Source organism: uncultured Streptococcus sp. (genome assembly GCF_963536705.1).
Lineage (GTDB): Bacteria > Bacillota > Bacilli > Lactobacillales > Streptococcaceae > Streptococcus.
Genome location: NZ_CAUTAP010000013.1, coordinates 60,427 through 81,480, shown reverse-complemented (window position 1 = coordinate 81,480; position 21,054 = coordinate 60,427). Strand labels below are relative to the sequence as shown.

The window sequence follows — 21,054 nt, the reverse complement described above, 5'->3', positions numbered from 1 at the left end:
CTGCAAACATCGTTCCTAACTCAACTGGTGCTGCTAAAGCTATCGGTCTTGTAATCCCAGAATTGAACGGTAAATTGGACGGATCTGCACAACGCGTTCCAACTCCAACTGGATCAGTTACTGAATTGGTTGCTGTTCTTGAAAAGAACGTTACTGTTGATGAAGTAAATGCAGCTATGAAAGCAGCAGCTAACGAATCATACGGTTACACAGAAGATCCAATCGTATCTTCAGATATCGTAGGTATGTCTTACGGTTCATTGTTTGACGCAACTCAAACTAAAGTTCTTGACGTTGACGGTAAACAATTGGTTAAAGTTGTATCATGGTACGACAACGAAATGTCATACACTGCACAACTTGTACGTACTCTTGAATACTTCGCGAAAATCGCTAAATAATTCAATAGTAGAAGAAAGAGGCTCAATTGAGTCTCTTTTTCTGTGCACTGTTTTACGAGAATTATCAGAGACATGGCTATTGGAATGTACAGATCTATCTCCTATTCTTTATTAGTCATATAGAAAGTCAGTTCTGATACATCTGTCCATTTTTCCAAATGCTTCAAGGAGCTATTTTGCGGTATGAGAAGCTAAGCATAGTTTTCTTAAAGAAAACTATACCAATTTTATACTTGACAAACCAAAAAACAGTGTGTATACTATCTTTGTTGAAGTTATTTAACTTCAAGTAAACTATACCAATTTTTAATAAGAAGGGCTGGTTTCTAAAATATAGGAAATCAGAAGTAACATTATGTGTGGAATTGTCGGAGTTGTCGGAAATCGCAACGCAACTGATATCTTGATGCAGGGCTTGGAAAAGCTGGAATACCGAGGTTATGACTCGGCTGGAATTTTTGTAACAACAGGAAAAACTTCTAGTCTGATCAAGTCGGTCGGTCGTATCGCTGACCTGCATGCTAAAATTGGCATTGATGTTGCTGGGACTACTGGTATCGGACATACTCGTTGGGCTACTCATGGAAAACCAAGTGAAAACAATGCCCATCCTCATACTTCACAGACTGGCCGTTTTGTCTTGGTTCACAACGGTGTGATTGAGAACTACCTTGATATTAAGAATAATTATCTAGCTGGTCATGACTTCAAGGGGCAGACAGATACAGAGATTGCAGTGCACTTGATTGGCAAATTCGCTGAAGAAGAAGGCTTGTCTGTTTTAGAAGCCTTTAAAAAAGCTCTCCATATTATCCGTGGTTCTTATGCCTTTGCTTTGGTAGACTCACAAGATGCAGATGTTATCTATGTTGCTAAAAATAAATCTCCTCTTCTAGTCGGACTGGGTGAAGGCTACAATATGGTCTGTTCAGATGCTATGGCCATGATTCGTGAGACGAATCAGTTTATGGAAATTCATGACCAAGAGCTGGTTATTGTCCGTAAAGACAGTGTGGAAGTGCAGGATTATGATGGGCATACTCTAGAGCGTGAAAGCTATACTGCTGAGCTAGATCTGTCCGATATCGGTAAGGGGACTTATCCATACTATATGCTCAAAGAAATCGACGAGCAGCCAACTGTGATGCGTAAGCTAATCAGCGCTTATACAGATGATAAGGGGCAAGTATCAGTTGATGCAGATATTGTCAAGGCTGTTCAGGAAGCTGACCGTCTCTATATCCTTGCGGCTGGAACTTCTTACCATGCTGGCTATGCTTCTAAGCGTATGCTGGAAGAGCTGACGGATACACCTGTTGAGCTGGGCATTGCCTCTGAGTGGGGTTATGCTATGCCGCTCCTTAGCAAGAAGCCTCTCTTTATCTTTATCAGCCAATCTGGCGAAACAGCTGACAGCCGTCAGGTCTTAGTCAAGGCGAATCAGATGGGCATTCCAAGTTTGACCGTGACCAATGTTCCGGGTTCTACGCTTTCTCGGGAAGCCAATCATACCATGCTGCTGCATGCAGGTCCTGAGATTGCGGTTGCTTCTACTAAGGCCTATACAGCTCAAATCGCAACCTTGGCTTTCTTGGCTAAAGCTGTTGGCGATGCCAATGCTTCTGAAAAAGCGGCAGCCTTTGATTTGGTTCACGAGCTGTCCTTAGTTGCGCAGTCTATTGAGTCCACTTTGTCAGAAAAGGAGTTGATTGACAATAAGGTCCGTGGCCTTCTGGAAACAACTCGCAATGCTTTCTATATCGGCCGTGGTCAAGACTACTATGTGGCGATGGAAGCCAGCCTGAAACTCAAAGAAATTTCTTATATCCAGTGTGAAGGTTTTGCTGCTGGTGAGCTCAAACACGGTACAATCTCTCTGATTGAAGACGGGACACCAGTTTTGGCCCTGCTTTCTGATGAAGTCTTGGCTAGCCATACTCGGGGCAATATTTCAGAAGTCGTAGCTCGTGGAGCCAAAGTTTTGACTATTGCTGAGGAAAATGTGGCTAAGGATGGAGACGATATTGTCCTGAGCCAAGTTCATCCATACCTGTCACCAATCTCTATGGTGGTACCGACACAGCTCATTGCTTACTTTGCAACCTTGCACCGTGGTCTGGATGTAGATAAGCCTCGTAATCTGGCTAAGTCTGTCACTGTAGAATAAGCTTTCTAACGAATCTTGATAATAATACTAAGCCTCAGATTTTTCTGGGGCTTTTGGTATGGTATTTGGTGATAGTGCTCTTTGGAAGTCTCTTTCTATCATGATAAAACCATGTTATTCTATGCAGATAGACAATGGATTGAGCATCATTTCTGTATTTATCACTAATTAGTGATAAAATATTTTTATCTTAAATATCAGGAGGACAAAAGCATGGTGGAATTAGGTATTTCTACTTTTGGAGAGACAACGCCGCTGGAGGGGACAGGGCAGACCTATACACATGATGAGCGGATTCGGCAGCTGGTAGCAGAGATTGAACTGGCAGACAAGGTGGGGCTGGACGTGTATGGCATTGGAGAGCATCACAGGGAGGACTTTGCGGTCTCTGCGCCGGAGATTGTGCTGGCGGCTGGTGCGGTCAAGACGGAGAAGATTCGCCTGACCAGTGCTGTTAGCGTCCTGTCGAGCTTGGATCCTATTCGAGTCTACCAGCAGTATGCGACGATTGATGCATTGTCAAATGGCAGAGCAGAGGTCATGGCTGGCCGTGGCTCTTTTATCGAGTCCTTTCCACTCTTTGGCTATGACTTGAAGGATTATGAAGAGCTTTTTGATGAAAAGCTGGACCTGCTCCTCTATGCCAGTGCCGAGACTCGGCTAAATTGGAAGGGCAAGCTGACGCAGACTATTGACAATCGGGAAGTCTACCCACGGGCTGTGCAAGAAACATTGCCAGTTTGGGTAGCGACGGGGGGCAATGTCGAATCGACCATTAAGGTTGCCCAGAAGGGCCTGCCAATTGCGTATGCTATTACCGGTGGACAGCCTAAGCGCTTCAAGCCCCTGCTGGATGCGTATCGCCGGATTGGGCAGGAAAGTGGCCACTCAGATGAAAAGTTGAAGATTGCTGCCCACTCTTGGGGCTGGGTCATGGAGGATAATGAGGAGGCGGTCCGGACTTACTTCCATCCGACCAAGCAGGTAGTGGACGCTATCTCTAAGGACCGCCCTCACTGGAAGGAGATGACCTATGAGCAATACCTAGATCAGGTAGGACCAGAGGGGGCCATGTTTGTCGGTAGCCCTGAAAATGTCGCTCAGAAATTGATCAAGATGATAGAGGAGCTGGGACTGGACCGCTTCATGCTGCATCTGCCGTTGGGATCGCTTCCGCATGAGCAGGTACTCCAGTCTATCGAACTCTTTGGCACCAAGGTTGCACCGCTCGTGCGGGAGTATTTTGCAGCTAAGGGTAAGTAAGATCTGAGTAGCAGTTTTTTGATAAAAATTACTTATCTCATCCATAGAAAATATATATGGTCCTTATCTAAAAAGGGTACGAAAAATAAGGTTATTCAGCAGAGTCTGAAAAGCCTTGAAAAAGCTAGCTTAGTCTAGCTTTTTTATTTTGCTTTGATAAATATTTTTAATCAGGCTGATAGGGAAAATATATTTCCCAGGAGAAGGAGAGGATGGTAAGATATATTACAAATTCAAAGAAGGAGGAAGTAATGGTCAGCAAGAAAGAATTAGTGCTGAGAGCTTTTCGGGGTGAAGAAGTTGACCGAGTGCCTGTTGGATTCTGGTTTCACTTTGTAAGCCAAGAGGAAAAGATGCTAGGCCTGGACAATCCAGTGATTTTCAATAAAAGTGTTGAGGGGCATACTGCTTATGTTCGAGCTGCACGGCCAGACTTTGTCAAGATTATGAGCGATGGCTTCTTTAAGTATCCTAGCGAGCTTTATTCGGATCATATTGAGTCCATTCGGGACTTGGCAGCCATCCAGTCTATCGGTGAGCATCATCCTTGGATTGAGCAGCAGATTGAGATGGTGAAGGCTGTGAAGGCAAGCTATACGGAGGACCTCGCTTCCTTCTACAATATTTTTGCGCCGGTCTCCTATCTCAAGCGCTGGTTCCGCAGGGAAGGGTCGCGAGGAGATAGAGAAATTGCAGATTTTCTGGCAGAGGATCCTGAGCTGACAGGACATGTTTTAGATGTCATTGCTGGTGATATTGCTATTTTGACTAGACGTATCATTGAGGAAGCGGGCACTGAGGGGATTTATCTCAGTACACAGCAAATCCAAGACGGCCGGGTAGATGCGGCTAGTTATCGTCGTTATATTGAGCCTAGTACAATTAAGGTTCTGGAAGCGGCCAATGCGGCTGGCGGTCAGAATATTCTCCACATCTGCGGCTTTGAAGGGGCCAGCAATGATTTGGAACTGTTCAAAGACTATCCGGCTCAAGTCTTTAACTGGGCAACTCACCATGAGGGGGTCAGCTTAGCGGAAGGGCGCAAGCTCTTTGGCGGTCAGACTGTTCTGGGCGGCTTTGAAAATGGCAGAGCAGCTCTTCTAAATACGGGCAGTCGTGCAGAATTAGAGGCTGAGACCAAGCGGTTGCTGGCTGCAGCTGGAAGTCAGGGAGTGATTCTAGGGGCTGACTGTACTGTACCAGATGATTTTGAAATAGAAAGATTGGACTGGATCCGTCAGGCAGCTAATCAGTTCTGACGGACTTGCCAAAGTCCTAGAGAGTGATTTTCAACTCTTTCAAGGAGGAAGATAGATGAATCGGTATCAAAAAAGGCTTGCTGCTCTTGCTCTGATATTCTTGATAGTAGGAGCATTTCTGAGTATCAGTCAGATCTACGCTCATCAGTCTTCAGGCAAAAAAGAAGATGATTTGCAGGTGCTCAAGAAACTGCCAGAGCAGTCAACTGGCTTGATGCAGCCCAATGATATCGCTGCTCTGCTCTTATCGGATTAGAATTTTTACTAAAAGGTTGACTTAGCTCAATGGGCAAGCTAAAAAACAACCCATTGGCTAGATAAGGATAATAAAAAAGGAGAGAAGATGACTTCAAAAAGAGAATTAGTACTGAAAGCTTTCAGAGGAGAGCCTGTTGATCGAGTGCCGGTTGGTTTCTGGCATCATTTTACCAGTGATGATGAATGGCTGGCAGGTTTTGGGAACCAAGTCATTATTGATAAAAATCTGGCTGGTCATCAAGCTTTTCTGGCAGAAGTCGAGCCAGACTTTATCAAGCTGATGAGTGATGGTTATTTTGCCTATCCTAATGAACGCTTGAAAAAAGTCCAATCTATCAAAGACTTGGAAGATATTGAGCCGCTAGGTGCTGACCATCCTTGGATTAGTGAGCAGGTGGAGCTGGTTCAGAAGATTAGAGCTGGCTTTACAGAGGACTTGGTCGCTATTTACAATATTTTTGCGCCAGTGACCTACTTCAAATGGTTGGTCGGCAAGGTTGCCGGAGGGGATGATATCATTGCAGATTTCCTGGCAGAGAATGCAGTGCTCACGAAGCGGGTGCTGGATGTGATTGCTCAAGATATTGCAGCTCTGACGGAGCGGATTATCAAGGAAGCTGGTGCGGATGGAATCTACCTCAGCGTTCAGAGCATTCAGGATGCACGGGTGTCGCCTGAAGACTATAAGGCTTTTATTGCACCTAGTGAATTGGCGGTGCTGGAAGCAGCCAACGCGGCTGGCGGAGTGAATATCCTGCACATTTGCGGTTACGAAGGCGCGCGAAATGATGTTCATCTTTTCACAGATTATCCAGCTCAGGTCATCAACTGGGCAGTGGGGCCAGAAGGTATCAGCCTAGCGGAGGGACGAAAATTATTTGGCGGTCGGACTGTCCTGGGTGGCTTTGAAAATGGCAAGGACGGCCTGCTCTACACGGGCAGTCAAGCGGCTATTCAAGATGAGACCAAGCGGCTGATAGCAGAGGCTGGCAAGGACGCTTTGATTATCGGGGCTGACTGTACTATTCCAAGCGATATTAAGACAGAGCGGATTCAGTGGGTTCGCCAAGCAGCAAGCTTAGCATAAGAAGGAGACGAGAAAATGAGCAAGAAAAAATGGATTATTGGTGGAGCAGCAGTGATTGCTATTGTAGCTGCGACTTATTTGGGGCGGACCTTGACAGGTGTTTCATCTAGCAAGACAAGCAGCTCTGCATCAGGCAGTGGCAAGGTCACGACATTGAAAGTGGCACATACACAGAACTATGTTCCTTATGACTTTGTGGACGAAAAAGGCGAGTCAGATGGCTATGAAGTTGCTGTTCTCAAGGCCATTGATGAAAAGCTGCCAGACTATCAGTTTGAATATACTGGTACCAGTGATGAAGATCTTTTAGTCGGTTTGGAATCTGGGAAATATGATATTGGAACCAAGGGAGCATGGTACACTGAAGAGCGGGCGAAGAAGTTCATCATTCCAGAAAGCCCAATCGGCGCTAGTATTATCGGTTTCACTATCCGCAAGGAAGACGCTGAAAAATACAAGACCATTGATGATTTTGCCAAGGGAAAGGGCAAGTTGGTACCGATTTCTCCGCAGAATGCTCAATGGGCCGTTATCGAAGAGTATAACCAGAAGCATAGTGGTGCTCCTATTGATTTGACTGCAGCAGAGTCCTTCAAGGTTGCTGATGCTTATGCTTGGGTTCTGGAAGGGCGCTACGATGCTTTCTTTGACATCAAGCTGTCGTTTGAAAAAGCAGTGACGGACAAGGACGGTTCTTACCATCAGTATGCGGATCAACTGACTTGGTTCCCTTACAAGGGGATTCCGACCTATCCACTGCTTCATAAAAACGAAAAAAATGAAGAATTTGCCAAGGCATATGAGAAGGCAATTAAGGAACTGGAAAAAGACGGAACCCTGGCTAAACTATCTGAAAAGTATTTCGGAGAAGATGTCTTCTCTTATGTGGACAAGGATTAGTGGCTGCTGTCTGCTGATCACGGAAAATCAAAAGGCTGACTGAGAAGCTAGCTGAATACAGAGCTGGTGGCTTCTAAGCTGACCTTGATGCTGTTTGAAGGAATTTTCAAAGAGGATAACTAGGCGAGAGCAAGGCTGCTCCAATTTGAAAGTGCCCGTCCAAGAAAAGCTTATTCTATCTAATCACTGTCGAAGGAGAAGAAAATTATGGTCTCGTATGACTTATCCCGTGTCTTTGGCCTGCTGCCTAGTCTGCTGCAGGCTCTGCCGACCACTTTATGGATTATGTTTGTGACAGCATTGATTGGCTCCTTGCTGGGTGGTCTGTTGGCTTGGGCTCAGATTGCTGAGGAGCAGTCTTTTGCTGGTCTGGCTAGAGGATATATATTTATTCTTAGATGTACACCGCCTATTGTCTTACTTTTCTTGGTTTTTTATGGCATTCCAGAGTTTTTAGAATGGTGGCTGGGGCTGGATATCAACAATTGGTCGAGGACTGTGTTTGTCATCATCACCATGATTCTGCTTTTTGCGGCTATGATTGCGGAAGTCTTCAAGGCAGCTTATCTTGCTGTTCCCAAGGGACAGACTGAGGCAGGTCTCAGTATTGGCTTGACACCGGTACAGACTTTTCTGCGCATCGTCCTGCCACAGGCTTTTCGCATCGCCCTGCCCAATCTCACGACTGCCCTTCTTAATCTCATGCGGGATGCTGCTCTGGCTTATACGATTGGGGCAGTTGATGTCATGGGAGCAGGACAAAATCTCATCAGCCGGAATCTGGGAAATTATTCCCTCGAAACCTATACAGCGGTGGCCTTGATTTACTGGGGGATTGCCCTAGTGGTTTCGCTGGCTTCCCAGCTTCTGGAAAAAAGTCTGACAGTCAAGGAGAGGTAAAGAATGGATTTTAATTATATTGTAAATACCTTTCTAGTTACTCTGAAAGGCATACCGGTAACCTTAATCATTATGGTGGTGGCTATTCTGCTCAGCTTTATTCCGGCTCTGTTTCTAGCTCTGGGACAGATTTATAAAGTTCGAGGTGTGCGGACCTTTTCGGTGGTTTATCTGGCCTTTATTCGAGCGACGCCTCCTATTTTGCTTATTCTCTTTTTCTACAGTCTTTTTCCTAGCTTGCTGAATCAAATATTCAAAAGTCTGGGTAGTCAGGTAGACGTCTTTAAGTTCAATCCGCTTTACTATGCTTTCATCATCTATAGCCTGATGACGACAGGTAGTTTGTCGGAAATACTGCGCTCTGCCATTTTGACAGTGGATAAAGGGCAGTTGGAGGCGGCTCAAGCGATTGGTTTAACGAATTTTCAAGCTTATCGGAGGATTGTTTTTCCTCAGGCATTGCGCTCTGCCCTGCCCAATCTGGCCAATCTGGTTATCAATCTAGTCAAGGGAACCTCGCTGGTGTTTGTCATGACGGTCAAGGATATCACAGCATTGGCTAAGATAGAGGCCTCCCATTCTTACCAGTATTCAGAGTCTTACCTGGTGATTTTTGTTATTTATCTCATTATTTGTGGCTTGATTCAGTGGATTTTTAGGGACTTGGAAAAGCGCTCCGCTCTTGCTTAGGAAGGAAAGATTATGTTAGAAGTAAAACATATCTCCAAACGATTTGGAGAGCACCAGGTGCTGGCAGATGTCAGTCTCAAGGTCAACCAAGGTGACGTTGTAGTTATTCTGGGCCCCTCAGGCTCTGGGAAAACAACATTTCTACGCTGTCTGAATCACTTAGAAAAAGCGGATGGCGGCCAGCTGACTTTGTCTGGTAAGGACTATGATTTGGCTAAACTCAGCAAAAAGGAGATTTTGGAAATCCGTAGAAAGACGGCCTTTGTCTTCCAGCATTATAATCTCTTTGCCAATAAAACAGCCCTTGAAAATATCTTGGAGGGCTTAGTGATCGCTCGTAAGATACCAAGGGAAGAAGCGATTGAGATTGCGGAAGAGTCCTTGAAGCGCGTGGGCCTTTTGGCCTACAAGGACTACTATCCTTCTCAGCTATCAGGCGGTCAGCAGCAGCGGATTGGGATTGCGCGTGCCATTGCTGTCAAGCCAGATGTCATCCTGCTGGATGAACCAACTTCGGCTCTAGATCCGGAACTGGTCGGTGAAGTTCTCAGTGTCATGAAACAGCTGGCTCAGGAGGGAGTGACCATGGTCGTTGTGACCCACGAGATGAGCTTTGCCCGCGATGTGGCCAACCATGTCATCTTTATGGACGGCGGTCACATCGTCGAAGAAAATCCTCCTCAGGAATTCTTCTCTAGTCCGAAGGAAGAGCGGACCAAACAGTTTCTGTCCCGCATTCTGTCGGACGCCAGCTATAGCGTAGAGTATATGATTTAAAAATCTGGATTGTGTCCAGATTTTTATTTTTGATAGATAGCTGTTATCCTTTGACTTGATAATGAAAAAGATAGACAAAAAACTAGACCGAGATAGGCGTATCTCGGTCTAGTTTGCGTTTCAAGAAAGTTGCTTACCAGAGGATTTCGCACTGGCTGCCGACAGCATTTTGGAAGGATTCGACCGGTGGCTGGTCGGTGATAATGCAATCCAGGCTAGAGTAGTTGGAAAGTTTGAAATAATGACTAGTGTTAAACTTAGAATGGTCGGCTAGTAAAATGGCTTTATCACTATTAGCAATCATTTCTCTTTTGATGTGTGCCTGATTGTGGTTGGCTTCGTAAGCAGCGTAGCGATCCAATCCGCGGCAGCTAAAGAAGAGTAAGTCTGCATGGAAATTGTTGATGAAGTTGGCAGCAAAATCGCCCAGCGCGGAATTGGTCCCGCAGCCAATATGTCCGCCTGATAAGAAGAGGGTAACGTTTTCAAAGTTATTTAGCTGGCGGGCTGCTTCAATACCATTGGTTATGACACGTAGGTTCTGGAATGGTGCCAAATGCGGAATGAGCATGGCTGCAGTCGTAGAGCTGTCAATGAAGATAGACTGGTTATGAGTGATAAAAGTTGAAGCAATTTCAGCAATTTGCTGCTTGCTTTTTTCTTCTTCACGGGCGCGAGCAGAATACACATATTCTACATTGTTGGCCGTAATCAGCATGACCTCACCATGAGAGCGGATGATTTTCCCCTCTTTTTCTAGCTCAATCAAGTCCCGTCGAAGTGTTGATGTAGAACAGTACAAAAGTTCTTCAAGTTGGGCGGTTGCAATAATCTTTCGCTTGCTGAGAATGTCTATTATTCGACTCATTCGTTCCAAAGAAACCATAGTGACCTCCACCGATGAACAAAGCTGAACATTTATGGTCACATTATAACACAATAAACGAAAAAAAATCAATATAGTAACCGTTAAATTGAACGATTATGAACAGTTTTGACTATATTATTATATAAAAGTTGGTTATTTATCAATTAGAGGTATAGGTATTGAATGCGCTTACAAAAAATACTATGATGAATTCAGAAAGGAGTGAGATTATGGATCATCAAGAAGAAATAATCCGCGAACAAATATGTGATGTATGCCACAAGATGTGGCAATTAGGCTGGGTAGCCGCTAATGACGGCAATGTCTCAGTCCGTCTAGACCAAGATACCATTATTGCAACGCCAACAGGTATCAGTAAGAGCTTTATCACGCCTGAAAAACTCGTCAAGCTCAATCTAAAAGGGGAGATTATTGAGGCTCAGGACGGCTATCGTCCTTCCAGTGAAATCAAGATGCACATTCGCTGCTATGAAGAACGGGAGGATGTGAATGCTGTCGTCCACGCGCATCCGCCAATTGCGACTGGCTTTGCACTGGCTCATATTCCGCTTGATACCTATTCCTTGATCGAGAGTGCCATTGTAGTAGGAGCCATTCCAATCACTCCATTTGGTGTGCCATCTACCATGGAAGTGCCAGATGCCATCACCCCATACTTGCCAGAACATGATGTCATGTTACTTGAAAATCATGGTGCCTTGACTGTGGGAAGCGATGTAATCACAGCTTACTATCGGATGGAAACCTTGGAGCTGGTTGCTAAGACCACCTTCCACGGACGCATGTTGCTTTCTACTAAGGGAGTTGAGGAGGAAGAAATTTCTCGTCCAACCTTGGAACGCTTATTTGCAATGCGGGCCAATTATAAAGTCACAGGCCGTCACCCTGGTTATCGTAAATACAATGGTGACGGAAGCATCAAAGAATAAGAAACATCGGAGGAAATGATTATGACTCAACATCCACGTATTGGAATTCGTCCAACCATTGACGGACGTCGCCAAGGTGTTCGGGAATCACTAGAAGTACAAACCATGAATATGGCTAAAAGTGTGGCTGACTTGATTAGCTCAACCTTGAAATATCCTGACGGTCAGCCTGTTGAATGTGTTATTTCGCCATCTACCATCGGTCGTGTGCCTGAGGCAGCCGCATCACATGAATTATTCAAAAAATCAAATGTCTGTGCGACTATCACAGTGACACCATGCTGGTGCTATGGTAGTGAAACCATGGATATGTCACCAGATATTCCGCATGCAATCTGGGGCTTCAATGGCACTGAACGGCCAGGAGCTGTTTATCTCGCTGCAGTACTGGCTTCACATGCTCAAAAAGGTATTCCAGCTTTTGGTATTTATGGCAGAGATGTCCAGGAAGCTAGCGACACTGAAATTCCAGAAGATGTAAAAGAAAAAATTCTCCGTTATAGTCGGGCTGCTTTGGCAACAGGACTGATGCGTGACACAGCTTACTTGTCCATGGGCAGCGTCTCTATGGGAATCGGCGGCTCCATTGTCAATCCAGATTTCTTCCAAGAATACCTGGGTATGCGCAATGAATCAGTTGATATGACGGAGTTTACTCGTCGGATTGACCGAGGCATTTATGACCACGAAGAATTTGAACGGGCCATGGTTTGGGTCAAAGAGCACATCAAAGAGGGTGTGGATTGCAACCGCGAAGACTTGGTTCTTTCTCCAGAAGAAAAAGCAAAACAATGGGAATTTGTAGTCAAGATGTTCATGATTGGCCGAGACCTCATGCAAGGCAATCCTCGCTTGGCTGAGCTTGGCTTTGAGGAAGAAGCTGTTGGGCATCATGCCTTGGTTGCTGGCTTCCAAGGTCAGCGTCAATGGACCGACCACTTCCCGAACGGGGACTTCATGGAAACCTTCCTCAATACTCAGTTTGACTGGAATGGCATTCGTAAGCCTTATGTCTTTGCGACAGAAAATGACTCGCTAAACGGTGTGTCTATGCTCTTTAACTATCTCTTGACAAATACACCGCAAATATTCGCAGATGTCCGGACTTATTGGAGTCCAGATGCGGTAGAACGTGTGACAGGACACAAGTTAGATGGGGATGCAGCTGATGGCTTCCTGCACTTGATTAACTCTGGTTCTTGTACCCTGGATGGAACAGGTCAAGCCAGTCGAGACGGCAAGCCAGTCATCAAGCCATTCTGGGAATTGGAGCAGAGTGAAGTGGATGCGATGCTTGAAAACACAGACTTCCCACCAGCCAATCGCGAATACTTCCGTGGGGGCGGTTTCTCTACTCGCTTCTTGACCAAGGGTCATATGCCTGTGACCATGGTGCGCTTGAACATCCTCAAAGGCGTAGGTCCGGTCTTGCAAATCGCTGAAGGCTATACCTTAGAATTGCCAGAGGAAGTGCATCATACCTTGGATAATCGGACAGATCCAGGCTGGCCAACCACTTGGTTTGCACCGCGTTTGACAGGAAAAGGTGCCTTTAAGTCTGTCTATGATGTTATGAACAACTGGGGAGCAAACCACGGTGCCATCACCTATGGCCATATTGGAGCGGATTTGATTACGCTGGCTTCCATGCTGCGTATCCCAGTTAATATGCACAATGTGCCAGAGGAAGACATCTTCCGTCCCAAGAACTGGTCACTGTTTGGTACAGAAGATCTAGAATCTGCCGACTATCGCGCTTGCCAATTATTAGGGCCAATTCATAAATAAAGATTTTGGGTGGGCGTGCCTCTTTCTAGGCACGCAGCCTACCCAATAGAAAGAGAGTAGCTTAGATGACCAAGACAATTATTCTAGCCTGTGTAGGTGGCTTAACAACCAGCATGTTGGTAGAGCGAATCAATGAAGTTATTCATCGTGACCAATTGGATTATTCCTTTTATTCCATTGGGATTATGGGTATGAATAACTTGAAGAATATCGATGTCTTATTGCTCAGCCCACAATTAGCCTATTTAGAAGAAAAGGCTAAAGCAAGCCTGCAGGTGCCAGTCGCAGTCATTAGTGATGAAGATTTCGAGTTGATGAGAGGCGAAGAAGTGCTTCGTCAGGCTGAAGTATTGATGGACTAGGCCTATGGCAGGACAAGACAAAGGCTCAAGCCAAGAGCTGATGCGACTGATTATCACGAGTAGTAAAGTGACTGCGCAAGTCATGCAGAGTTTGGAGTTGGCTCAGTCAGGTCAGAAGGAAGAAGCAAATGCTGAGTTGGAACAAGCGAGAAAACTTAGCGTGGAAGCTCACAACTTACAGACCAGCCTTATCCAGTCTGAACTGAGTGGTCAAGCCAATCCTCCAAGTCTGCTGGCGGTCCATGCTCAGGACCATTTTATGAATAGCCATTTATTACTCGAATTAGCCGCCGTATTTCTCAATCAAATAGAAGAAATTGAAGATTTAAAAGCAAGAATTGCAAAACTGGAACAGGTAGGTGAGTAGCATGGATCATCCTGTCATATTAGAAATGAAGGGCATTGTTAAAAGCTTCGGTCCAGTCCGAGCCTTAAAAGGGGTCAATTTTGACTTGCGGGCTGGTGAAGTGCATGCTTTAATGGGTGAAAATGGGGCTGGTAAATCCACTTTGATGAAGGTCTTGACTGGTATCTATGGAGCAAATGAGGGTACCATTCATTACAATCAAGAAGAGGTGGTATATTCCAAGCCCAAGGAAGCAATGGATGCAGGGATCGTTATCGTTCACCAAGAATTGAATATGATGAACCATCTAACAGTGGCTCAAAATATCTTTATTGGACGGGAAGAAGTTCAAGGTAGCTTCTTTATTAACGATGCATCCAGTATTAAGAAAGCAAAAGAACTCTTTAGTCTCTTAAAACTAGACATCAACCCAACTGAAAAAGTAGGAAATCTGACGGTTGGGAAACAACAAATGGTCGAAATTGCCAAGGCCCTCTCAATGGATGCCAAGGTGATTGTCTTTGACGAGCCGACAGCAGCTCTGACTGAATCGGAAATCAATGAGCTCTTTGTTATCATCGACGACCTGCGTGCAAAAGGTGTTGGTATTATCTACATTTCTCACCGGATGGATGAGATTGCCCGAATCACAGACCGCGTGACTGTTATGCGGGACGGTGAGTATGTAGGCACGGTCAATACCAAAGATACCACCAAGGATGAAATCATCTCTATGATGGTTGGACGGACGATTTATGAAGATCCTAAGGCTGCGTCAACAGTAGCAGAAGATGCTCCTGTGGTGCTGGAGGTGAAAAACCTCTGTGCTGGAACGGCCGTTAAAGATGTGAGTTTCAAACTCCATAAGGGTGAAATTCTAGGCTTCTCAGGATTGATGGGAGCCGGTCGGACAGAAGTTGCCCGTTTGCTGTTTGGTGCGGACAAAAAAGAAAGCGGTTCCATTGTTATAAATGGGAAAGAAGTAAGCATCAATTCTCCCCAAGATGCCATTCAGGAAGGGATTGGTTACTTATCTGAAGACCGCAAGCGCTTTGGCTGTATCGTGGACATGACCATTGCCAACAATACGGTTATAACCAATCTTGATAAGTATATCAAGGCTGGCTTGATTGATGATGGTGCTATTGTCAAGGCAAGTGATCAGTTTGTTCAATCTTTACATACCAAGACACCGTCATCCAAACAGCTGGTCCGCAATCTTTCGGGAGGAAACCAGCAGAAAGTAGTCATTGCCAAATGGCTGGAACAAAATAGTGATATTTTAATCTTTGATGAGCCGACACGAGGGATTGATGTCGGAGCAAAAAGTGAAATATACACACTGATGAATGATCTGGTTGCTCAAGGCAAATCCATTATTATGATTTCGTCAGAACTGACAGAAATCTTACGGATGAGCGATCGAATCGTAGTCATGTGTGAAGGTAGAAAAACGGGTGAGCTGGATATTAGCCAAGCAACACAAGAGAGAATCTTGGCGCTAGCGACTGACCGTTAAAAGTGAAAACAGAGGTGTTTACGTATGGAAGAGAAACAATCCTTATGGATGAAATTAGAAAAAACAGTTGGTTTACAAAAGCTGATTGCCTTGATTGCCTTGGTGGTAATCTTTGCCTTCTTTGCCATCTCCAGCGAATCATTTCGTTCGTTTGATACGGTAGTCAGTATCTTAGATGCGTCATATTACATTGGTTTCCTTGCCATTGGGGTCACATTTGTCATCATTACAGGTGGTATTGATCTCTCTATTGGTACGGTGATGATGTGCTCGGCTATTATCGGGGGCGTCCTTCATACCAAGATGGGCTGGCCGCTCTGGCTGTCTTTGCTGGCCATTCTAGTCATTGGAGGATTATTCGGCCTGCTGAATGGAATCATGGTCGCAAAATTCGGTTTGCCGCCTTTTATCGCGACACTGGGTACGATGATGATTTCCCGCGGTTTGAGCTCTATTGTCTCAAATGTGCAAAGTGTGACCTTCCCTCTTCGTGGAACAGGTGAAGGTTGGTACAAAGATTTATTCCGAACTCAGGATAATTTCCCGACAGGCTTGATCGTGCTGGTGCTTGTAGCTGTCCTTGCTGCGGTAGTATTGAACAAGACAAAAATTGGTCGCTATATCTTCGCGATTGGCTCCAATAAAGAAGCCACTCGTCTGTCAGGGGTCAATGTCGTCAAATGGGAAGGCATGGCCTATGTCATAGGCGGTTTGTCAGCAGGACTTGCTGCTGTTGCTTATGCGGCCACCTACTCTACGATTCTGCCAGGGACTGGTAACGGTATGGAGCTGGATGCGATTGCCGGTGTCGTAGTAGGGGGAACTTCTCTAGCTGGTGGTGTCGGATCTGTTATTGGTACCATTATCGGGGTCTTCATCATGTCAGTCCTGAAAATTGGTTTGCCTTATATCGACCTACAGCCCCACTATCAACTCTTTATTACTGGTTTCGTTGTTATCATCGCTGTTTACTTTGATATTTTCATTCGCAAGAATAAGAAGAAATAAGTACAGCCCTCGCTATCATATAAATGAGTGTATAAAACATAATAGGAGCTTTTATCATGAGAAAATCATTTAAATTTGCTACTGCGGCACTTCTTGCTGCTGCTGCGATTGGACTAGTTGCTTGTTCTTCTAAGAAAGACAACAATAAAGCTACAAACAGCAAGGGTGGAGACTATCGGGTAGAAGTAATTGCCAAAGGTTTCCAACATGACTTCTGGAAAGCCGTTAATAAGGGTGCTGAACAAGCGGCAGATGAATTTGGCGCTAAGATTACTTTTGTCGGCCCTCAAAATGAAACCGCTATCGCAGAACAATTGGAACAGTTGAACAATGCCATTAACAAAAATCCAGATGCGATTGCCTTAGCAGCACTTGATACCGAATCAGAGCTAGACGCTATTAAACAAGCCCAAGCGAAGAATATCCCGCTGATTGGTTTTGACTCAGGGGTTCCAGGTGCACCAGACGGAGCAATCAAAGCAACAGCCTCTACTGACAACCATGCTGCTGGTGCCAATGCAGCAGAACACTTATTCCCGATGCTAGAAAAGAAATTGGGCGATAAGCCGGTTCGTATCGGAGTGGTTTCCCAAGAAGCAAACTCACTCTCTATCACACAACGGACTTCCGGTTTCATTGACAAGATGGTTGAGTTGCTAGAAAAGAAAGGCATCAAAACGGCTGTTGTTGGTCATGATAAATTCAAAAATAATGTCTCTGAATCAGATGCCAAAGCTATCATTGAAGTTCGTGTACCAGCTCAAGTAGACGATGCAGCAGGTAAGACAGAAGCTTCCACTGTACTTGAAAAATCAGATACAGTCGCTATTTATGGTTCAAATGAATTTGCAGCTAAAGCTATTATCAACGCAAATGGCAGTTTCAAGGAATCTAAGCTCGGTGCAGACAAGATTTTGGCTGTCGGTTTTGACTCAGGTGCCTTGCAGCAAGATGCGATTCGCAACGGTCTCTTTGTAGGCTCTGTTACGCAAGATCCAATTCAAATCGGCTATCAATCTGTAAAATTAGCTATTGAAGCGGCTCAAGGAAAAGAAGTCAAAGATGTAGACACAGGATCAAAATGGTATGATGCCAAGAACATCGACTCTGATGAAATCAAACCATTGCTTTACCAATAATCAAAATTGTTTGTAAAGATTGGTGTATTGGAGGAGATGAGAATGACATTGATGAAATTACTGGCCATTGACCTAGGTGCTAGTTCAGGTCGTGTCATGCAAGCAATTTACAATGGCCATAGTATCCAGCTATCAGAAGTTCATCGGTTCAAAAACGAGCCGATGAACGTGAATGACGGTCTTTATTGGAATATCCTACATCTGTTTGGAGAAATCAAGATTGGGATCAAGAAAGCTTCGGCAGATGGGATTCCTATTCGATCCATATCCGTTGATACATGGGGAGTGGATTATGCCTACCTAGACCAAAACGGAGATTTGCTCTACCAGCCGCATTGTTATCGCGACAATCGTATGGGCCAATACGAAGAAACTTTTTATAAGAAAATAAGCAAAGAGGCGCTTTTTGAGGAGACAGGCGTACAGCCTGCCTGCATTAATACTGTCCTGCAAATATTCGCTGATTTGCAGGAAAAGCCCCATTTGGCAAGAGTTGCAGAGCGCGTGCTCTTCATGCCGGATTTGATTAACTATCTTTTGTCAGGTGTTTTATCCAGTGAGTATACCATTGCCAGCAGCAGCGGTTTGCTCAATATCAATTCTCAGACATGGTCTGACAGTGTTTTCGAGACTCTGGAGATTCCTAAAAAGTGGTTTGGTGAGGTGATACAGGGAGGAAGAGTCCTGAGAAGCCTGTCGCCACGGATTACCCAAGAGCTGAAAATTGAGACTTTTGATGTCATTGCTGGTGCTGGTCATGATACAGCGGCAGCTGTTCTGGCTATTCCTTATGCCAGTGAGCAGCCAACAGCCTTTATCTCTTGCGGTACTTGGTCTCTGGTTGGTCTAGAATCTCCGAATCCTGTGACCAGTCAGGCAGCTTTGGCGGCCAATCTGACCAATGAAGGCTGCTTTGACGGACACTATCGGATGTTGAAGAATACGACAGGGCTCTGGATTATCCAAGAACTGCAGCGGGACTGGCGTTTGCAAGGAGAGGACATCAGCTTTGCTGAAATGGTGACACTGGCAAGAAACGTCACGAATAATCGCTCTTGGATTAACCCCAATGATGCTATTTTTGCAGCTCCGGGAGACATGGAGGCTAAGATCAAGGAGAGTTGCCATATGACCAACCAGCCTGTTCCGCAAAGCAAAGGAGAGGTTGTCCGAGTGGTCTTGGAAAGTCTCGCTTTTGCCTACCGTCAAACCGTGGAGCAAATTGAGAGGCTGACCGGTCAGAAAATCGAGCAGATTCACATGGTCGGCGGCGGTATCCAAAATGAACTGCTCTGCCAGCTGACAGCTGATGTAAGCCAGAAACCAGTCCTAACAGGGCCGATTGAAGCCAGCGCTTTGGGAAATATCTTGGCACAGCTTTTGACCTTGGGTGAGATTCAAGATCGGCAGACTGCCCAAAAGCTCATCAAGGATTCAGAAAAGACCAAGCAATACCAGCCTCAAGAAGGCTCAGACTTGGCTCAGTCCTATCAAGAATTTCAAGCAAGTATGAAAGTAGGAAGCTAGATGTTAAAGCATGTTCCAACTATTTTAAGTCCAGAATTGGTCAAGTATCTGATGGAGATGGGCCACGGAGATGAAGTGGTCATTGCTGATGCAAACTTCCCTGCCCATCGGATTGGTCAGCGGGTTATTCGCTGTGACGGCCACGGAGTTCCAGCACTGCTAGATGCTATCTTGACTGTGCTGCCCTTGGATACTTATAGCGACTACCAAGCAGGTCTTATGCAGGTAGTGCCGGGCGATCCGACCGTACCAGTCATCTGGGATGACTACAAGGCTTTGTTAGAAAAGCACTATCCAGGTACAGCCATCAAAGAATTTGAACGCTTTGCTTTCTATGAGCAGGCGGAAAAAGCTTATTTGGTCATCCAAACGGGCGAAGGAGCTCTGTACGGCAACATCATTTTGAAAAAAGGTGTCATTACCAGCTAATGAAAAAACAGGTAAGAGGTGGACAAGGCTGCTTCTAAAAAGAGTGTCCTTGTTCCTCATCTTTATCTGGAGCTTTCTTTGCTTTTTTTATCAAATAACTTGTTAAAAAAATCACAAAAATCTTGCAAAAAGCAGATTTTTGCAATATCATTATATTGACAATATAAATTAAAAGGAGAAAATATATGTCTACATTTTACGTACCCGCTGTCAATCTTATTGGCAAGGGGGTTGTCAAGGAAGTTGGTCCTTATGTTAAGGAGCTGGGTTACAGCAAGGCCTTGCTGGTGACGGATAAATTTATCGAAGGCAGCGATATCCTGCCACAAATCCTAGCACCACTAGATGCAGAAGGCATCCAGTATGTGGTCTTCAGCGATGTTGAGCCAAACCCGACTTGTAAGAATGTCATGGATGGTGTAGCTGCTCTCAAGGAACACAACTGTGACTTCATCATCAGTGTCGGCGGCGGTTCACCGCAGGATGCGGCTAGCTGTATTTCAGTAATTGCGACAAATGGTGGCAAACCACAAGACTACGAAGGTTTGCACAAGTCTGCTAAGAAAGGTCTGCCGGTAGTGGCAATCAATACCACAGCGGGAACTTCAGCTGAAATTACCATTAACTATGTCATCACAGATGAAGAACGCAAGGTTAAGATGGTTATGGTGGACAAGAATAGCTTGGCTCTGATCTCAGTCAATGACCCTGAACTCATGGTATCCAAACCAGCCGCCCTCACAGCAGCAACAGGGATGGATGCTTTGACTCACGCGGTCGAAGCTCTCGTCACACCAGGAGCTTACGGTGTAACCAAGAAATTATCTATCGGAGCCATTGAACTTATCAAGGAATACCTACCTCGTGCGGTTGCAAATGGCCATGATATTGAAGCGCGTGAAGGCATGGTGAATGCCATCTTCCTTGGCGGTATGTCCTTTAACAATGCTGGTCTAGGTTATGTTCACTCTATGGCTCACCAGCTAGGGGCAGTTTATAATCTGCCGCATGGTGTCTGCTGTGCCATGCTCCTGCCAGTTGTAGAGCGTGAAAATGCGAAACGGGTACCAGAAGCTTTCCGCAATGTTGCCAAAGCCCTTGGTCTGCAAATCGAAGGCAAGACTGACGAAGAATGTGCAGCTTATGCCATTTCTGAAATCGAAAAACTGTCTGAAACGGTTGGTATTCCGAAGAAACTTACTGAACTTGGTATCGAAGAAAAGGACTTTGACTTTGACTACCTATCTAAAAACGCTTTGATTGATGCTTGTGCGCCAGGCAATCCATTCATGCCGACTCTAGAAGAAACGATTGCTTTTTATAAAGAACTCTTCTAAGAACGAAAAAATTCTGCTGAAACAAACAAAGCTCTGCATGACTCTAGCTTGCAGGGCTTGTTTTATAGGAATGAAAAGA

General features: G+C 45.2%; 20 protein-coding genes and 1 pseudogene. 20 read left to right on the top strand and 1 reads right to left on the bottom strand.

Going from position 1 to position 21,054, the window contains the following annotated elements; all coding sequences use genetic code 11:
• From RWX26_RS08435 to RWX26_RS08390, 10 genes and pseudogenes are all read left to right on the top strand, one after another.
• A pseudogene (locus RWX26_RS08435) lies at positions 1 to 401 on the top strand (type I glyceraldehyde-3-phosphate dehydrogenase); the annotation flags it as partial.
• A 355-nt stretch (positions 402 to 756) separates the two neighbouring features.
• Positions 757 to 2,568 (top strand): glutamine--fructose-6-phosphate transaminase (isomerizing), encoded by a 1,812-nt coding sequence (gene glmS, locus RWX26_RS08430; protein WP_314580805.1) that lies wholly within the window; start codon positions 757 to 759, stop codon positions 2,566 to 2,568.
• A 213-nt stretch (positions 2,569 to 2,781) separates the two neighbouring features.
• Positions 2,782 to 3,831 carry an LLM class flavin-dependent oxidoreductase gene (locus tag RWX26_RS08425; RefSeq protein ID WP_314580804.1) on the top strand — a complete coding sequence of 350 codons (1,050 nt, stop codon included), beginning with the start codon at positions 2,782 to 2,784 and terminating at the stop codon, positions 3,829 to 3,831.
• A 212-nt stretch (positions 3,832 to 4,043) separates the two neighbouring features.
• Positions 4,044 to 5,090, top strand: coding sequence for a uroporphyrinogen decarboxylase family protein (locus RWX26_RS08420; protein ID WP_314580801.1), 1,047 nt, complete (start codon positions 4,044 to 4,046; stop codon positions 5,088 to 5,090).
• Positions 5,091 to 5,145: 55 nt separating this feature from the next.
• Positions 5,146 to 5,346: a hypothetical protein gene (locus tag RWX26_RS08415; RefSeq protein ID WP_002907934.1), complete on the top strand. Its 201-nt coding sequence runs from the start codon at positions 5,146 to 5,148 to the stop codon at positions 5,344 to 5,346.
• Positions 5,347 to 5,433: 87 nt separating this feature from the next.
• Positions 5,434 to 6,435: a uroporphyrinogen decarboxylase family protein gene (locus tag RWX26_RS08410; protein ID WP_314580799.1), complete on the top strand. Its 1,002-nt coding sequence runs from the start codon at positions 5,434 to 5,436 to the stop codon at positions 6,433 to 6,435.
• A gap of 15 nt (positions 6,436 to 6,450) precedes the next feature.
• Positions 6,451 to 7,335, top strand: a complete 885-nt coding sequence (locus RWX26_RS08405; protein ID WP_002907936.1) for a transporter substrate-binding domain-containing protein — start codon at positions 6,451 to 6,453, stop codon at positions 7,333 to 7,335.
• A gap of 207 nt (positions 7,336 to 7,542) precedes the next feature.
• Complete coding sequence (locus RWX26_RS08400; protein ID WP_002916549.1) at positions 7,543 to 8,235, top strand: amino acid ABC transporter permease; 693 nt, start codon at positions 7,543 to 7,545, stop codon at positions 8,233 to 8,235.
• A gap of 3 nt (positions 8,236 to 8,238) precedes the next feature.
• Positions 8,239 to 8,925, top strand: coding sequence for an amino acid ABC transporter permease (locus RWX26_RS08395; RefSeq protein WP_314580796.1), 687 nt, complete (start codon positions 8,239 to 8,241; stop codon positions 8,923 to 8,925).
• 12 nt (positions 8,926 to 8,937) lie between these two features.
• Positions 8,938 to 9,702, top strand: coding sequence for an amino acid ABC transporter ATP-binding protein (locus RWX26_RS08390; protein WP_314580793.1), 765 nt, complete (start codon positions 8,938 to 8,940; stop codon positions 9,700 to 9,702).
• Positions 9,703 to 9,835: 133 nt separating this feature from the next.
• Here the strand turns inward: RWX26_RS08390 and RWX26_RS08385 are convergent, their stop codons facing one another.
• Positions 9,836 to 10,588 (bottom strand): DeoR/GlpR family DNA-binding transcription regulator, encoded by a 753-nt coding sequence (locus RWX26_RS08385; protein ID WP_004185304.1) that lies wholly within the window; start codon positions 10,586 to 10,588, stop codon positions 9,836 to 9,838.
• A gap of 212 nt (positions 10,589 to 10,800) precedes the next feature.
• On the opposite strand from RWX26_RS08385, the gene RWX26_RS08380 reads away from it, so the two are divergent.
• From RWX26_RS08380 to RWX26_RS08335, 10 genes are all read left to right on the top strand, one after another.
• Complete coding sequence (locus RWX26_RS08380; RefSeq protein WP_032906171.1) at positions 10,801 to 11,520, top strand: class II aldolase/adducin family protein; 720 nt, start codon at positions 10,801 to 10,803, stop codon at positions 11,518 to 11,520.
• Positions 11,521 to 11,541: 21 nt separating this feature from the next.
• Positions 11,542 to 13,308: an L-fucose isomerase gene (locus tag RWX26_RS08375; protein ID WP_314580789.1), complete on the top strand. Its 1,767-nt coding sequence runs from the start codon at positions 11,542 to 11,544 to the stop codon at positions 13,306 to 13,308.
• Between the two features lie 65 nt (positions 13,309 to 13,373).
• A complete protein-coding gene (locus tag RWX26_RS08370) occupies positions 13,374 to 13,670 on the top strand; it encodes a PTS sugar transporter subunit IIB (RefSeq protein WP_314580786.1) in 297 nt (98 codons plus the stop codon).
• Positions 13,671 to 13,674: 4 nt separating this feature from the next.
• Positions 13,675 to 14,037, top strand: coding sequence for a PTS lactose/cellobiose transporter subunit IIA (locus RWX26_RS08365; protein ID WP_314580784.1), 363 nt, complete (start codon positions 13,675 to 13,677; stop codon positions 14,035 to 14,037).
• A 1-nt stretch (position 14,038) separates the two neighbouring features.
• Positions 14,039 to 15,535 (top strand): sugar ABC transporter ATP-binding protein, encoded by a 1,497-nt coding sequence (locus tag RWX26_RS08360; protein ID WP_314580781.1) that lies wholly within the window; start codon positions 14,039 to 14,041, stop codon positions 15,533 to 15,535.
• 48 nt (positions 15,536 to 15,583) lie between these two features.
• Positions 15,584 to 16,543 carry an ABC transporter permease gene (locus tag RWX26_RS08355; protein WP_235787851.1) on the top strand — a complete coding sequence of 320 codons (960 nt, stop codon included), beginning with the start codon at positions 15,584 to 15,586 and terminating at the stop codon, positions 16,541 to 16,543.
• Between the two features lie 56 nt (positions 16,544 to 16,599).
• Complete coding sequence (locus RWX26_RS08350; RefSeq protein WP_314580776.1) at positions 16,600 to 17,682, top strand: ABC transporter substrate-binding protein; 1,083 nt, start codon at positions 16,600 to 16,602, stop codon at positions 17,680 to 17,682.
• Between the two features lie 42 nt (positions 17,683 to 17,724).
• Positions 17,725 to 19,209: a rhamnulokinase family protein gene (locus tag RWX26_RS08345; RefSeq protein ID WP_314580773.1), complete on the top strand. Its 1,485-nt coding sequence runs from the start codon at positions 17,725 to 17,727 to the stop codon at positions 19,207 to 19,209.
• Positions 19,210 to 19,638 (top strand): RbsD/FucU domain-containing protein, encoded by a 429-nt coding sequence (locus RWX26_RS08340; protein WP_314580770.1) that lies wholly within the window; start codon positions 19,210 to 19,212, stop codon positions 19,636 to 19,638. It begins immediately after the preceding gene.
• A 185-nt stretch (positions 19,639 to 19,823) separates the two neighbouring features.
• A complete protein-coding gene (locus RWX26_RS08335) occupies positions 19,824 to 20,975 on the top strand; it encodes an iron-containing alcohol dehydrogenase (RefSeq protein ID WP_125340330.1) in 1,152 nt (383 codons plus the stop codon).
• Positions 20,976 to 21,054 lie beyond the last annotated feature (79 nt).